Below are 14,183 nucleotides of genomic sequence, written 5' to 3'. Positions count from 1 at the left end.
ACGTCATTCGCGCTCGCGCGCCTAATGCGGAAGAATGAAGACATGACCTACACACTGATCCTGCTCCGCCACGGCGAGAGCGAATGGAATGCCAAGAACCTGTTTACCGGCTGGGTGGATGTCTCACTCAACGAGAAGGGTTGGGGCGAAGCGATTCGCGGCGGCGAGCTGCTCAAGCAGGAGGGAATTCTACCGGACGTGGTGCACACCTCACTGCTGCGCCGCGCGATCATGACCGCCAACTTGGCGCTCGACTCCGCCGACCGTCACTGGATTCCCGTCAAGCGCGACTGGCGCCTCAACGAGCGTCACTATGGTGACTTGCAGGGCAAGAACAAGGCCGAGACCCTCGAGCAGTTTGGCGAGGAGAAGTTTATGACGTGGCGCCGCAGTTACGACGTGCCGCCGCCCGAGATCACGGACGACAACGAATTCTCGCAGGCCGGAGACCCCCGTTACGCGGGAGAGCCCACGCCCAAGACCGAGTGCCTCAAGGACGTCCTCGAGCGTGCACTGCCCTATTGGGATGGCGCGATCGTGCCCGACCTCAAGGCAGGCAAGACCGTCCTCGTGGTTGCGCACGGCAACTCGATCCGAGCGCTGCTGAAGCACCTCGACAAGATCGCGGACGAGGACATCGTGGGCGTCAACGTTCCTACCGGCATCCCGCTCGTGTTCGAACTCGACGAGGACCTCAACCCCATCAAGGTGGGTGGCACGTACCTCGACCCGAGCGCCGCGGAGGCTGCGATCGCGGCCGTAGCGAACCAGGGCAAGAAGTAGATTTACGGCAGACAGCGCGAAGGCCCCGGGTTCCCATTCCTACTGGATGGGAACCCGGGGCCTTCGTCGCTACGGATCAGTTCTCGGTGCGCCCTGGCAGTCGTTCGGTGCCAAGAAGCGCGAGCGTTCGGCACTCAGTGACTGCTGAGCCGTGAGGAGCCTAGATTGAGGCGCGGTCACCTGTGTGGTCGCCGGTCACCAAGTAGACGATGCGGCGCGAGACGTTCACGGCGTGGTCGCCAAAGCGCTCGAAATAACGCGACATGAGCGCGATGTCCAGGGTCTCCTGAGTGTTGCCGGTGTAGCCCTCGGCGAGGAGCGATCCGTAGGCCTGCGAGTGCAGGTCATCCAGCAAGTCGTCGTCGCTCACGATGCGCGCTGCGACGTTCAGGTCGCGAGTCTGCATCAGCTCGACGACCTCGGATGCCGTCTGCTTGGCTGCCGCGGTCATGCCTTCGAAGATCTCGCGGTGCGAGGCCGGAATGGCCGACTCGGGGTACGAACGGCGTGCGGCCTCGGCGATGTGCTGGGCAAGGTCGCCCATGCGCTCCAGACCAGCGGAGATGCGCAGGCTCGCGACGAGCGTGCGCAGGTCAAGCCCCACGGGCTGCTGCTGCGCGATGAGCAGGACGCAGCGTTCGTCGACGTTCTGCTCCAGGTCGTCAAGCTTCGCGTCATCGGCGATGACTTTCTGCGCGAGTTCCACGTTCTCCGTCAGCAGTGCCTCGGACGCGCGTGAGATGGCGGACTCCACGTGCTGACTCATGGCAATGAGGTCGTCGGCGAGTTCCGACAGTTCGGCGGTAAACAGCGTGCGCATAGTTCTCCTAGAAGGTTGTGTCCCCAATAGTGTCGCACCGGTCGCCAGGTGAACAAAGGAATTCCGGTACCGAGCTAGGTAAACATTTGGTGAGACGCGTGAACATTGGGTAAACACGCTATCGGCTCGTTACTGTGACCACATGAACCCAGACGTGTGGCTCGCCGCCGTGCTTGGTGCCGCCTTAGGTGCCTCGATCGTAGCGATCGCCCTGCGCCGCAAGCAGCGCAAAGAGATCATCGCCAGCACCCTGGTTCCCCACCGGACCAGGCAGTTGCTGTCGGTGTTGCAGTCTGGGGCGGTGATTGTGCGCCGGGATCGGCGTGCGGCTTTCGTCAACAATCCAGCAGCGGCCATTGGGGTGGCGCGGCCCGACGGCGCCCTCCTGCCGGCCATCGCGGACCTCGCAGAACTGGCCTGGAAGCACAGTGAGGCTGTCGAGGAGGAAATCACGGTCAAGCGTGGAGTTCTCGGGGTGACGTCTCAAGTTCACGTGCGTGCCGTGCCCTTGGACAGCGACCTTGTCCTTGCGGTGGTTAACGACCACACCGAGGCACGCATTGCCGAGCAGTCACGTCGCGAATTCGCGGTCAACGTCTCCCACGAACTCAAGACTCCTGTGGGCGCGTTGTCGCTACTCGCCGAGAGCATCGAGGAAGGTGCCGACGATGAGCACATGGTGCGGTCTTTCGCCGGCAAGATGCGCAAGGAGGCTCGGCGCCTTACCAAACTGATCCAAGAGATCATCGAGATCTCGCGGCTGCAAGGAGGCGAGTCGGTCCTCGACTACGAGGACGTGCACATCGCAGATGTGATTGCAGAAGCGCTCGACGGCGCGTCGCTCACCGCCGAGTCAAAGAACATCACCCTGACTGCCGACGTGAAGACGGACCCCATGGTCATGGGCGACCGCGATCTCCTGCTGATGGCGCTGCGTAACCTCGTGGACAACGCAGTGCACTACTCGGATCCGGGCAAGCGCGTCACGGTGTCGTGTAAGACGGAAGACGGCACCGTCTCGATAGCCGTGGTCGATCAGGGCATTGGCATCGACCCCAAGGACCAGGAACGCATCTTCGAGCGCTTCTTCCGCACGGACCCCGCCCGCTCACGGGACAGTGGTGGCACTGGGCTGGGCCTCAGCATCGTCAAGCACGTGGCATTGCAGCACGCGGGAACCGTCGACGTCTGGTCGCAGCGAGGCGTGGGCTCAACATTCACACTCAGGCTTCAAGAACACGGGGTCGACCCGGAAATCCAGGGAGAAAAATGACCGAGGCACGCATTCTTGTGGTGGAAGACGAGGAGTCGTATCGCGACTCTCTGAACTTCCTGTTGCGACGCGAGGGGTTCGAGGTCATGCTCGCGGAGACCGGGCCGCAGGGCGTCGCGGCATTCGCCCGCGATGGCGCAGACGTGGTCCTACTGGACCTGATGCTGCCGGGGATGTCAGGTACCGAGGTCTTCCATGCCATCCGGGAGCGCTCGGATGTGCCCATTTTGATGGTGACCGCCAAGGACGACCAGGTGGACAAGATCATCGGACTCGAGTTGGGCGCCGACGACTACGTGACCAAGCCGTACTCAGGACGCGAGCTCGTTGCGCGCATCCGTGCCGTGCTACGCCGGCACGCCACCGGACTCGAGGGGATCCCGGATGAGCCCGAGCGCCTCACGGTGGCGGGCATGACGCTCGACCCGGAGCGCCTCACTCTCACCCGCAACGGTGAGTCCGAATCCGTGCCGCCCAAGGAGTTTGCCCTGTTGTTCCTCCTGGCACAGAATGCCGGCCGAGTGCTTCCGCGCCAGGTCATCATCGACCGCGTGTGGGGTGCGGACTACTTTGGCGACACCAAGACCCTGGACGTCCACATCAAGCGCATTCGCAGCCGAATTGAGGCCGTGCCTGCGGAGCCCGTCATCATCCAAACCGTGCGGGGAGTGGGCTACACGCTGGAGCCGTGATCGACGCTCCCGTGTGCGTTCACCCAACGTTTACCCAGAGTTCAGATTTGCCCAGGTGTCTCGTTACCTTCGCTCCCTACGTTGGATGTTGTCCGGCAAGGAGCCGGGTGTCCCAAGTAAGTTAGGAATTCGACTGTGAAGATTGCAACTCGCACCGGCGTCATCGCCACCGCGACCGTGCTGACGTTCGCACTGGCCGCGTGCTCGCCCTCGAACGAGGAGCCCACCGCAGCCACCGACGCAGCCACCACCACGGCGGCGACCGACGCAGCCACCGAGCCCGCCGAGGCAATGACGCTGAGCGGCTCGCTCAACGGCGCCGGCGCCTCGTCGCAGGAGTCCGCCATGGAGGCATGGCGCGCAGGTTTTCAGCAGGTCAACCCTGACGTCACCGTGAACTACGACCCCGTTGGTTCCGGCGGTGGCCGTACGCAGTTCCTCGACGGCGGCACGCTGTTCGCCGGCTCGGACTCGCTCATGGATTCAGACGAGTACGCCCAGGCCGTCACCCGTTGTGACGGTGAGTCGGGTGCCATCCACCTGCCGATGTATATCTCGCCTATTGCGGTCATCTTCAACCTCGACGGCATCACGTCTCTGAACATGGACGCTGACACCATCGCGCAGATCTTCGACGGCAAGATCACCGAGTGGAACGACCCTGCCATCGTCAGCCAGAACGAGGGCGTCGAGCTTCCTGACCTCGCCATCACGATGGTTCACCGCGCGGACGAGTCCGGTACCACCAAGAACTTCACCGACTACCTCGAGAAGGCGTCGACCTCGTGGCCGTATGAGGCATCGGGTGAGTGGGCAAACTCGCTCGGCGAGTCGGGCCCCGGCACCTCGGCAGTCGTTCAGATCGTGACGGACACGCAGGGCACCATCGGCTACGCCGACGCTTCGCGCGCCGGATCGCTCGGAAGCGTTGCGCTCAAGGTTGGTGACGAGAACGTGCCGTTCTCGGCCGAGGCGGCCGCGGAAGTTGTTGACGCCTCGCCCCTCGCTGAGGGTGCGAACGGTGAGAACGACCTCGCCTACGAGCTCGACCGCACCACGACGGCTGCGGGCGCGTACCCGCTCGTCCTCGTTTCGTACCACATCCTCTGCCAGCAGTACGATGATGCAGCCGACCGCGACCTCGTGACCGGCTTCCTCAAGTACGTGGCGTCGGCTGATGGTCAGCAGATTGCCGCATCAGCGGCGGGCTCCTCGCCCATCTCGGCCGACCTGTCGTCGAAGATCACGTCGATCCTCGACACCATCGACGCGACCAAGTAGTTCATCTCAACTGGACTGGTGGTGGGCTCGTCCGCAAGGATGAGTCCACCACCGCCCATGTCAGCCTCTAATGGAGATCACGCGTGACAACGACTGAAGAGCACAAGCCCTTCGAGGCAGCAGCGGTGCCGTTGACCGCCCACAAGGAATCCGTCGCCAACAAGGTGTTTGGCGGCGTTTCGCTTGTCTCGGCCTCTCTGATTCTGGCGACGCTCGCGGCGGTCGCGACCTTCCTCCTGGTCGAGGCCTGGCCCGCGCTTACTGACACCAGTGGTGAACTGGCCGCCAAGGTGGACTGGATTCGCCCCGATATGGGGCAGGACCTCATCCAGATCGTGGGCTACCTGGTATTTGGCACGGTGCTCATCTCGACCATAGCGCTACTCATCGCCACTCCGCTGTCCATCGGCATCGCGCTCTTCATTTCTCACTACGCGCCGCGCAAGCTTGCTGCGGGGCTCGGATACGTGATCGACCTACTCGCTGCGATTCCCTCGGTGGTCTACGGGCTCTGGGGCGCGATCGTGGTGTTGCCAGTACTGCAGCCATTCTATAACTGGCTAGGGGAGAACCTCGGCTGGATTCCGCTCTTCGCACCCGACCCGCTGACCGGAACCGTGTCGAACACGGGTCGCGTGGCATTGTCTGCTGGCATCGTGCTGGCCATCATGATCATCCCGATCATCACTGCGGTCACCCGCGAGGTTTTCCTGCAGACCCCCACCCTTCACGAAGAGGCTGCACTCGCCATGGGCGCCACTCGCTGGGAGATGGTCCGCATGGCGGTCTTCCCCTTCGGGCGTTCCGGAATGATTGGCGCGACGATGCTGGGACTTGGACGCGCGCTCGGGGAGACGATGGCGGTCTACATGATCCTGTCGCCCGGGCTGTCCTACTCCTTCGCAATCCTGCAGGGCGGACTCCACAACACCATCGCCGCCAACATTGCGTTGAAGTTCCCCGAGGCCAACTCCGAGGGCGTCTCCGCCCTCATCGCGATGGGTCTCGCGCTGTTCGTCATCACCTTGCTCGTCAACATGCTCGCGCGGTGGATAGTCTCGCGCCGGTCAGAATTCTCGGGAGCTAACTGATGGCTACGACCATGGAAAAGTCCGTGAGTACCCTCGGACAATTGAGCGCGCGCCGACGGTTCGCCAACAACGGAATGTCGGTAGTCATCTACCTGTCATTCGCTATTGCCGTCATCCCGCTGGTATGGCTGTCCGTCACCGTGGTGACCCGAGGAATGCAGCGTTTCTTTGTGGATGCCGACGGCAACCACAACTTCAACCTTGACTTCCTCGAGCAGTCCATGCGTGGAGTCTTTGGCGGCATGCCTGAGGGCGGGATTATTCACGCCGTTTGGGGCACGCTCCTGATCACACTCGCGGCGACCATCATCTCGGTGCCTATCGGCCTACTGACCTCGATTTACCTGGTCGAGTACGGACAGGGTCGCCTCAAGAAGATGGTGACGTTCTTCGTGGACGTCATGACGGGCATCCCGTCCATCGTCGCCGGTCTCTTCGCCTACGCAGTCTTCGCGATCGTTGTCGGTCCCGGTACCAAGCTCGGCATCGTCGGTGCGGTCGCGTTGTCCGTGCTGATGATCCCCGTCGTGGTGCGCGCCACGGAGGAGATGCTGCGTCTGGTACCAAACGAGCTGCGCGAGGCCTCGTACGCACTCGGCGTTCCCAAATGGCTCACCATCGTCAAGGTCGTCATGCGCACCGCGATGGCGGGAATCACCACTGGTGTGACGCTGGCCATCGCGCGCGTCATTGGCGAGACGGCCCCCCTACTCATCGCCGTGGGTGCCGCCGACTCGATGAACCTGAACTTGTTCGAGGGCCGCATGATGACCCTGCCCGTCTACATCGTGGCCGAGTGGCGTAAGGGCGAGCAGCCCTGCAACGACCCGGGCATCCCCTGTGTCCCAGAGATCACCGAGATGCGCGCGTGGGCGGCCGCACTCGTTCTCATCCTCATAGTCATGGCGCTCAACCTCATTGCGCGCCTCATATCCAAGTACTTCTCGCCCAAGACTGGCCGTTAGAAGAGATCCGGAGCACACGTGTCTAAGCGCATTGACGTCAACAACCTCAACGTCTACTACAGCAAGTTCCTTGCCGTAGAGGATGTCTCGCTGGCGGTCGAACCGAACTCCGTCACGGCCCTGATTGGTCCGTCCGGCTGCGGCAAGTCCACGTTTTTGCGGACGCTGAACCGCATGCACGAGGTCATCCCCGGAGCTCGCGTCGAGGGCGAGGTGCTCATGGATGGCGAGAACCTCTACGCCAAGAACATCGACCCCGTGGCCGTGCGCAAGCACGTCGGCATGGTGTTCCAGCGCCCCAACCCTTTCCCGACCATGTCGATCGCGGAGAACGTGCTTGCTGGCGTCAAGCTCAACAACGGCCGTATCTCCAAGAGCGACGCGGAAGAGCTGGTCGAGGGGTCGCTACGAGGCGCCAACCTGTGGAATGAGGTCAAGGACCGACTCGACAAGCCCGGCTCCTCGCTTTCCGGTGGGCAGCAGCAGCGGCTATGCATCGCACGTGCGATCGCGATCAAGCCTGACGTCATGCTGATGGACGAGCCGTGCTCGGCGCTGGACCCCATCTCTACGCTGGCCATCGAGGACCTCATGCAGGAACTCAAGAACGAGTACACGATCGTGATCGTGACGCACAACATGCAGCAGGCGGCGCGCGTCGCGGACCGAACGGCATTCTTCAACATCGCGGGCACCGGACAGCCGGGCAAGCTCATCGAGATGAATGACACGGCCACGATGTTCTCGACGCCCTCTGAGAAGGCCACTGAGGACTACATCTCGGGTCGCTTCGGCTGATCCGCTGTCTTACGGCGGGGGCGAGAAGTCCCTGCCGCGCCCGTCCACTGCCACGCGCGTGGCTGGGGTATGGGAATGACGAAGGGCCCGGGTTTCCCCGGGCCCTTCGTCATTCGTTCGTCAGCTGTGTTCGAGTCGCTACGCGTCGTAGGCGGGCACGTCAGCCTCAGCGAGGGCTTCGAGCTCCGGCTGGAACTCCTCCTGGTCACCGTTCACGACCGGCACGGGGGTGGTGATCACGCCTGTGACCTCCGACTGAATCGCGACATCGGCGATGAGGCCGGGAGCGACTGGGGCGTAGGCGAGGACCGGCACGTCGCCGTCGACCGCCATGGAGACCTGGGTCTTTGCGGGGACCAATACGTCTACGCCGTGCGCGCCGTCGAGCGCGAAGACAATGGTGGCGTCCTCGTCACCCGCGTTGTATAGGCTCCCGGTAAGCGACGCCGGCTCATCCACTGCCGTCGTGACGATCAGTAGATTGCTCGCGTGCACGTCGCCAATTTGCGCCTGCAGGCCGTCGGCTGCCGCATAGGGCTTCTGCGTGATGATGGGGTTGACGTATGAGCAGCCGGCAAGGGCTACGGCGCCAGCGATGGCGATGACCGCGACGCGGGCGGGCGCAATGAACTTCACGAGGGGAGTCCTTTCCAGGGCTTGAGTGCGTCACCAGAATAGTCGCTTTAGAGGATGCGATGCCACCGGCGCGTCGCTACCGTCAGTGAAATCACACACCTGTTATTGCAAATTATTACGGTGGTAGAATAGGTATCCGCAACGAAGGGGAACCTTTCACCATGAACTTTGTCGTCGGAGAAACCGTCGTCTACCCGCACCACGGTGCCGCCAAGATTCAAGACATCAAGAAGCGCACGGTCAGGGGCGAAGAGAAGATCTATCTCAAGCTCAAGGTCGCACAGGGTGACTTGACTATTGAGGTTCCCGCGGAGAACGTCGACCTTGTCGGCGTCCGCGATGTTGTGGACCAGGCAGGCCTCGAGAAGGTGTTTGACGTACTGCGTGAGCCGTACATCGAGGAGCCCACCAACTGGTCGCGCCGCTACAAGGCCAACGTCGAGAAGCTCGCCTCCGGCGATGTCATCCGCGTGGCCGAGGTTGTCCGCGACCTTTCGCGTCGTGACACCGACAAGGGTCTCAGTGCCGGTGAGAAGCGCATGCTTCACAAGGCACGCCAGATTCTAGTCAGCGAACTGGCTCTTGCCGAGAAGTGCGACGAGCCGACCGCGGAGTCCCGCCTGGACGTGGTTCTCGCGTCGTGAGCACTGCGGCGGTCGTCACCGCCGCCGGCTCGGGCTCACGCCTGGGTGCTGACGTACCTAAGGCACTGTTTCCGCTCGCCGGGCGAGCCCTCGTCGCGTGGGCCGTTTTGCGCGTCGCCGACGCGTGCGACGAGATTGTCGTCACCGCGCCCGCCACGCATGTGGCAGACATTGAGGTGGCACTCGCCGCAGTGCCGGAACTTGCAGGCCGGCCGATGCTGGTGATCCCCGGCGGCGCCGAGCGCCAGCAGTCCGTGGCTGTGGCCATCGAAGCGCTCTTCGCGGCCGACCGCACGCCACCGGACATCGTCCTGGTGCACGATGCGGCCCGGGCTTTCCAAGACCCACACGTCACACATGCTGCCATCGCGGCGGTCCGTGCGGGGGCGGACGGGGCAATCCCGGTGCTTGAGGTGGTCGATACCCTGGTCGAGGCAGCCGGTGCGACCGGCGAACTCGGGGCAACCGTGGACCGGGACGGGCTGCGTGCAGTCCAGACCCCGCAGGTCTTTAGGGCAGAAGCACTGCGCGCCGCCCATAGGGACCATTCCACCGCGCAGGCAACGGACGATGCCCAACTAGTGCGAGCATCGGGCTGCAGAGTGGTGGCCGTCGACGGCCACGAGTCCGGCTTCAAGGTCACGCGCCCCAGCGACCTTCCGCTCGCAGAGCATTACGCTAACGAACTGCGCGCGACCGAACTGCTTGCGTCTGAACTATCGGTAGAGGAGAAGCCATGACCATTCCCCGCACGGGCATCGGCGTCGACGTTCACGCCTATGGTGACCAGCAGGGCCTCTCGCTCGCGGGACTGGAGTTTCCGGACGAGCGCGCTCTCGAGGGCCACAGCGACGCCGACGTCGCCGCTCATGCCGCATGTGACGCGCTGCTCAGTGCTGCGGGCCTAGGCGACCTTGGCTCCACGTTCGGTACCGACCGTCCCGAGTGGGCGGGCGCCAAGGGCATCGCGTTGCTGGAGGAGTGCGCCCGACTAGTGCGCGAGTCCGGCCTCGAGATTGGCAACGTGGCCATCCAGGTCATTGGCAACCGACCCAAGCTCTCGCCGCGTCGTGACGAGGCCCAGCGTGTCCTCAGCGACTGCATCGGCGCGCCCGTATCCGTCGCCGGCACGACCACCGACGGCCTTGGGCTGACCGGCCGAGGCGAGGGGCTCGCGGCCTTCGCGACCGCACTCGTCTTCCCACGCTAGGCCCGAACGGCTAGCGCGACGCGTCGTAGCATCGGCTGCGGGTCTTTGCCCGGCGGGGCATGACCGGTAGCCTGAACCCCGTGACCTTGCATCTGTATGACACCGCGACGCGTTCCGAGCGCGCCTTTACGCCCCTGGTTGACGGCAAGGTGGGCATCTACCTCTGTGGTGCGACGGTGCAGAGTTCCCCTCACGTGGGGCACATGCGCTCCGCGGTGGCGCTCGACGTACTTCAGCGCTGGCTCGAGCGCAGTGGAAACGACGTGACCCTCGTGCGCAACGTCACCGACATCGACGACAAGATCCTTGCCAAGGCGGCGGAGAATAACGAGGAATGGTGGGCGCGCGCACTGCGGTACGAGCGCGAGTTTTCCCACGCCTACACGGCCCTCGGGGTCAAGTATCCGGCTGCCGAGCCGCGTGCGACAGGCCACATTCAGCAGATGGTGCAGCTGATTCAGCGCATCGTCGACAACGGACACGGCTACGAGCACGAGGGCTCCGTCTATTTCGACGTGCGCTCGCTGCCAGATTACGGCTCGCTGACTAACCAGGCGCTCGATGACCTGACCCCCGCGACGGACTCGCCCGCCGAGCACAAGCGCGACCCGCGGGACTTCGCGCTGTGGAAGGCGCGCAAGGATTCCGAGCCCCAGACGGCGTCCTGGGATTCGCCCTGGGGCCCCGGACGTCCCGCGTGGCACATCGAGTGCTCGGCCATGGCCAAGCGCTACCTGGGAGACGAGTTCGACATCCACGGCGGCGGACTCGACCTGCGCTTCCCGCACCACGAGAATGAGCTCGCACAGTCGCGCGCGGCCGGAGATCGCTTTGCACGGCTGTGGATGCACTCCGCGTGGGTGACCCAGTCCGGGGCAAAAATGTCCAAGTCGCTCGGCAACGGCCTACTGGTATCCGAGGTGCTCGACCAGTACCACCCTGCCGCGCTGCGGTTGGCGCTGGCGAGCGTTCACTACCGGTCGATGCTCGAGTACGCGGACTCCACCCTCGACGACGCGACGGCCACCTGGGCGCGGTTGTCCGGTTTTGTGGTGCGCGCCAGCGACCGGGTGGGCGCGCTCACCGCGGAACAGGTCTGGGCCGCGGAGCTCCCTGAAGCCTTCGTGACCGCGATGGACGATGACCTCTCGGTGCCGCGCGCGTTTGCGCACATTCACGAGACGGTGCGGGCCGGAAACGCGGCGCTGACGTCCGGGGATGACGATGCCGCGCGTGCGGCTCTGCTGTCGGTGCGCGCGATGCTGGACGTGCTGGGGCTCGACCCCGCGTCCGACCAATGGCGCGACGGTTCGTCGACCTCCGGAGCCCTGATTGCGCTGGACTCCCTGGTACGCGCGGACATCGAGGCACGATCCGAGGCGCGCGCGAACAAGGACTGGGCCGCGGCTGACGCCATTCGCGATCGCCTCGCCGCCGCGAATATCGTCATTGAGGACAGCGCCGATGGTGCGCGCTGGTCGCTCGCGGCAGACGACTAGCCTTTTGGCTAGGTAGGCTTCGCACTATGGCAGGTAACTCACAGCGCAAGGGCGCAGTTCGTAAGTCGGGCTCCAAGAAGGGCCAGCAGGTCGGCACCGGTGGCCACCAGCGGCGCGCCCTCGAGGGCAAGGGCCCCACTCCTAAGGCATCCGATCGCCCCAACCACAAGGCCTACAAGGCCAAGGTACGGGCGGAGAAGGAGGAGGCCAAGCGCCCTCAGAACCGTGCTCCCAAGGCGGCACCGCGCGACCGCACCTCCGGGTCGCTCGAGCTCGTGATCGGGCGCAACAGCACGCTCGAGGCATTGCGCATGGGAATGCCCGCGCACGTCCTGCACGTGTTCAACCGCATCGACGCCGATGACCGCGTCACCGAGATCGTATCTCTCGCGGTCGAGCAGGGTGTGGAGGTGCGCGAGGTCACCAAGGGCTCGCTCGACCTTCTCTCCGATGGCACGCGTCACCAGGGCATCGCACTCGAGGTGCCCACCTACGAGTACCTGCAATACCAGGACCTGCTTGACAATTCTGATGGTCCGGCGCGCATCGTCGCCCTGGACTCGATCCAGGACCCGCGCAACCTCGGCGCCATCATGCGTTCAGCCGCGGCCTTTGGTGCGACCGGAGTCGTCATCCCGGAGCGCCGCGCCGCTGGCGTGACTGTCGCGGCGTGGAAGGTGTCCGCCGGAGCGGCCGCACGCCTACCCGTGGCTCGCGCGGTCAACCTGGTGCGCGCCCTTGAGGAGTACAAGAAGGCCGGACTCTTTGTGGTGGGCCTCGATGCCGGGGGAGAGGTCGACCTGCACGAGTCCCAACTCCTCGACGGGCCCCTCGTCATAGTGGTGGGCTCCGAGGGCGCCGGGTTGTCGCGCCTCGTGCGTGAGACCTGCGACCAGATCGTCTCCATCCCCATCGTGGCGACCACGGAGAGCCTCAACGCCTCCGTCGCCGCATCGATCGCACTCTACGAGGCGAAGCGCGCACTGCAGGCCTAGTCTCTCTCGCTGCCCGGCACCTTGTGTGCCGGGGGCTCGCGCTTGGTGGACTGGCGGGTGACCGTTGGCGGGGGTGCCGGCTCGTCGTCAGGGGCCGTGGCATCGGCCTCATCCTCCGTGGCCCTGCCCCAGGCGCCGGTGTTGTCGCCCTCAAAGACGGGCGTCTCTTGTGACCGCGCCTCAACCTCGGCGGTGAGCGCGGGAAGGTCGGCGGTCATCTCCGCGGCATTGAGTTCGGATGCCGGGGTGCCCAGCACCGACTGCTCGTCGGGACGATTAGGCAGCACGTTCTTGACATACGACGCGACGGCCACGGGCATTGCCACGTCATGGTCCGCGGCCTCGGCGAGGAACCAGCGGTGGTCGAGCACCTCGTGAAACACCTGCGCAGGCTCGAGCTTTTTGCGGAATTCGCGCGGCACGGCACGCACCGTGGGCTCGAACACCTTCATGAGCCACTGGTGGGCGGAATAGCCCTCGTCCTCCGAGGGGTGCGAGACCAGCACGCGGTACTCGTCCAAGTCATTGAGCAGGCGCCGGGCCTGATTTTCCTGGACGTCGAGGCCGGTGAGGCGCATGAGCCGGCGAGCGTGGTGGCCGGCGTCGACCACCTTGGCGCGCATGACGAGAGCGTCGCCGTTCTCGGTCTCGCGCATGTCCATCTCACTGACGTCGAAGCCCAGATCGTTGAGCTCCTTGACTCGGGTCGCAATGCGCAGCGGGATGTTTGAAGTGTAGGTGGCGGTCTGCGTGAGGGCCTCCCAGAGTTCGTCGTAGCGCTCCTGGAGACGGTCGGCAATCGCCATGGGGTCCACGGTGTCCTCGAGGTGACCCTGCGCCTCGAGGTCCATGAGCTCGCCGATGATGTTCATGCGCGCGATCTCGGTGTCGTACGACCGCTGCCCATCGCTCAGCGACGCGTGGAGGTCGCCGGTCTCCGCGTCGACCAGGTAGGCCGTGAACTCGGCGGCGTCACGCCTAAACAGCGCATTGGACAGCGACACGTCGCCCCAATAGAAGCCCAGCAGGTGCAGGCGAACTAGCAGCACGGCGAGGGCGTCCACAAAGCGGGTGGTGGTCTCCTCGCGCAGCGCCTGAGAGAACAGCGAGCGGTACGGCAACGAGAACTGCAGATGCTCGGTGATGAGGGCGGCCTCGAGTGGTTCGCCCAGTGCGTTGGTGCGTCCAGAGACGACGGCCAGCGGCACCACGCCCGGCGCGCCCAGGCGCTGCAACTCGCGCAGCATGACGAATTCGCGTTCGGCGATGCTCGCATTGGTCTCCTTGATGGCGACCACTCTGTCTGCCAACTTCACAAAGCGCACCACGTGGCGCGAGATGCCGCGGGGCAGAGCCGCGATCTGGTCGGTGGGCCACTGCTCGAGTGGCAAGGACCAGGGCAGGGTCATGAACTCGGGGTGACCGGCTCCGTTGATGTGTAGCGGCATACTGTCAGCGTAGCGAAGGCGGCCCTGTCGACCTCACCGGTCACGCCT

15 protein-coding genes are annotated in these 14,183 nt (G+C 64.5%); 12 read left to right on the top strand and 3 right to left on the bottom strand.

From position 1 onward, the window contains the following. The first annotated feature begins 42 nt into the window (after window positions 1–42). Complete coding sequence (locus tag AOP73_RS01810; protein ID WP_061962936.1) at window positions 43–783, top strand: phosphoglyceromutase; 741 nt, start codon at window positions 43–45, stop codon at window positions 781–783. A gap of 160 nt (window positions 784–943) precedes the next feature. On the opposite strand, the gene phoU is transcribed toward AOP73_RS01810, so the two are convergent. After that, window positions 944–1,603 (bottom strand): phosphate signaling complex protein PhoU, encoded by a 660-nt coding sequence (gene phoU / locus AOP73_RS01805; RefSeq protein WP_061962935.1) that lies wholly within the window; start codon window positions 1,601–1,603, stop codon window positions 944–946. A gap of 142 nt (window positions 1,604–1,745) precedes the next feature. On the opposite strand from phoU, the gene AOP73_RS01800 reads away from it, so the two are divergent. The 6 genes from AOP73_RS01800 to pstB all read left to right on the top strand — a co-directional run bounded on the left by AOP73_RS01800 (window position 1,746) and on the right by pstB (window position 7,703). Next, on the top strand, window positions 1,746–2,876 hold the full coding sequence (locus tag AOP73_RS01800; RefSeq protein WP_061962934.1) for a sensor histidine kinase: 1,131 nt from the start codon (window positions 1,746–1,748) through the stop codon (window positions 2,874–2,876). Further along, window positions 2,873–3,568 carry a response regulator transcription factor gene (locus AOP73_RS01795; protein ID WP_061962933.1) on the top strand — a complete coding sequence of 232 codons (696 nt, stop codon included), beginning with the start codon at window positions 2,873–2,875 and terminating at the stop codon, window positions 3,566–3,568. Before AOP73_RS01800 ends, AOP73_RS01795 begins: the two co-directional genes overlap by 4 nt. Window positions 3,569–3,703: 135 nt before the next feature. Continuing rightward, the gene (locus AOP73_RS01790; RefSeq protein ID WP_061962932.1) at window positions 3,704–4,849 is read left to right on the top strand and encodes a phosphate ABC transporter substrate-binding protein PstS; all 1,146 of its coding nucleotides are present in this window, start codon (window positions 3,704–3,706) and stop codon (window positions 4,847–4,849) included. 83 nt (window positions 4,850–4,932) lie between these two features. Further along, on the top strand, window positions 4,933–5,940 hold the full coding sequence (pstC, locus tag AOP73_RS01785; RefSeq protein WP_201774483.1) for a phosphate ABC transporter permease subunit PstC: 1,008 nt from the start codon (window positions 4,933–4,935) through the stop codon (window positions 5,938–5,940). Next, window positions 5,940–6,905, top strand: coding sequence for a phosphate ABC transporter permease PstA (gene pstA / locus AOP73_RS01780; protein ID WP_061962931.1), 966 nt, complete (start codon window positions 5,940–5,942; stop codon window positions 6,903–6,905). The genes pstC and pstA overlap by 1 nt, the downstream gene beginning before the upstream one ends. Window positions 6,906–6,923: 18 nt before the next feature. Further along, window positions 6,924–7,703, top strand: a complete 780-nt coding sequence (gene pstB, locus AOP73_RS01775) for a phosphate ABC transporter ATP-binding protein PstB (protein WP_061962930.1) — start codon at window positions 6,924–6,926, stop codon at window positions 7,701–7,703. Between the two features lie 138 nt (window positions 7,704–7,841). Here pstB and AOP73_RS01770 read toward each other — a convergent pair whose 3' ends face one another. Then, window positions 7,842–8,339 carry a hypothetical protein gene (locus AOP73_RS01770; protein ID WP_061962929.1) on the bottom strand — a complete coding sequence of 166 codons (498 nt, stop codon included), beginning with the start codon at window positions 8,337–8,339 and terminating at the stop codon, window positions 7,842–7,844. Between the two features lie 161 nt (window positions 8,340–8,500). Between AOP73_RS01770 and AOP73_RS01765 the strand changes: the two genes are divergently transcribed. The 5 genes from AOP73_RS01765 to rlmB all read left to right on the top strand — a co-directional run bounded on the left by AOP73_RS01765 (window position 8,501) and on the right by rlmB (window position 12,687). After that, window positions 8,501–8,983 carry a CarD family transcriptional regulator gene (locus tag AOP73_RS01765; RefSeq protein ID WP_061962928.1) on the top strand — a complete coding sequence of 161 codons (483 nt, stop codon included), beginning with the start codon at window positions 8,501–8,503 and terminating at the stop codon, window positions 8,981–8,983. Then, window positions 8,980–9,723 (top strand): 2-C-methyl-D-erythritol 4-phosphate cytidylyltransferase, encoded by a 744-nt coding sequence (ispD, locus tag AOP73_RS01760; RefSeq protein ID WP_061962927.1) that lies wholly within the window; start codon window positions 8,980–8,982, stop codon window positions 9,721–9,723. The genes AOP73_RS01765 and ispD overlap by 4 nt, the downstream gene beginning before the upstream one ends. Next, entirely contained in the window at window positions 9,720–10,193 is a 474-nt protein-coding gene (ispF, locus tag AOP73_RS01755; RefSeq protein WP_061962926.1) for a 2-C-methyl-D-erythritol 2,4-cyclodiphosphate synthase, read from the top strand. Before ispD ends, ispF begins: the two co-directional genes overlap by 4 nt. Window positions 10,194–10,273: 80 nt before the next feature. Beyond that, a complete protein-coding gene (gene cysS, locus AOP73_RS01750; protein WP_061964742.1) occupies window positions 10,274–11,692 on the top strand; it encodes a cysteine--tRNA ligase in 1,419 nt (472 codons plus the stop codon). 26 nt (window positions 11,693–11,718) lie between these two features. After that, window positions 11,719–12,687 (top strand): 23S rRNA (guanosine(2251)-2'-O)-methyltransferase RlmB, encoded by a 969-nt coding sequence (gene rlmB / locus AOP73_RS01745; RefSeq protein ID WP_061962925.1) that lies wholly within the window; start codon window positions 11,719–11,721, stop codon window positions 12,685–12,687. Here rlmB and AOP73_RS01740 read toward each other — a convergent pair. Beyond that, window positions 12,684–14,135: a DUF4032 domain-containing protein gene (locus AOP73_RS01740; protein ID WP_084626482.1), complete on the bottom strand. Its 1,452-nt coding sequence runs from the start codon at window positions 14,133–14,135 to the stop codon at window positions 12,684–12,686. The genes rlmB and AOP73_RS01740 overlap by 4 nt on opposite strands. Between the last annotated feature and the right edge of the window lie 48 nt (window positions 14,136–14,183).

Origin of the sequence: Demequina aurantiaca (assembly GCF_000975135.1) — a bacterium.
Classification (GTDB): Bacteria; Actinomycetota; Actinomycetes; order Actinomycetales; family Demequinaceae; genus Demequina; species Demequina aurantiaca.
This window is presented reverse-complemented; position numbering and strand designations above follow the sequence as displayed.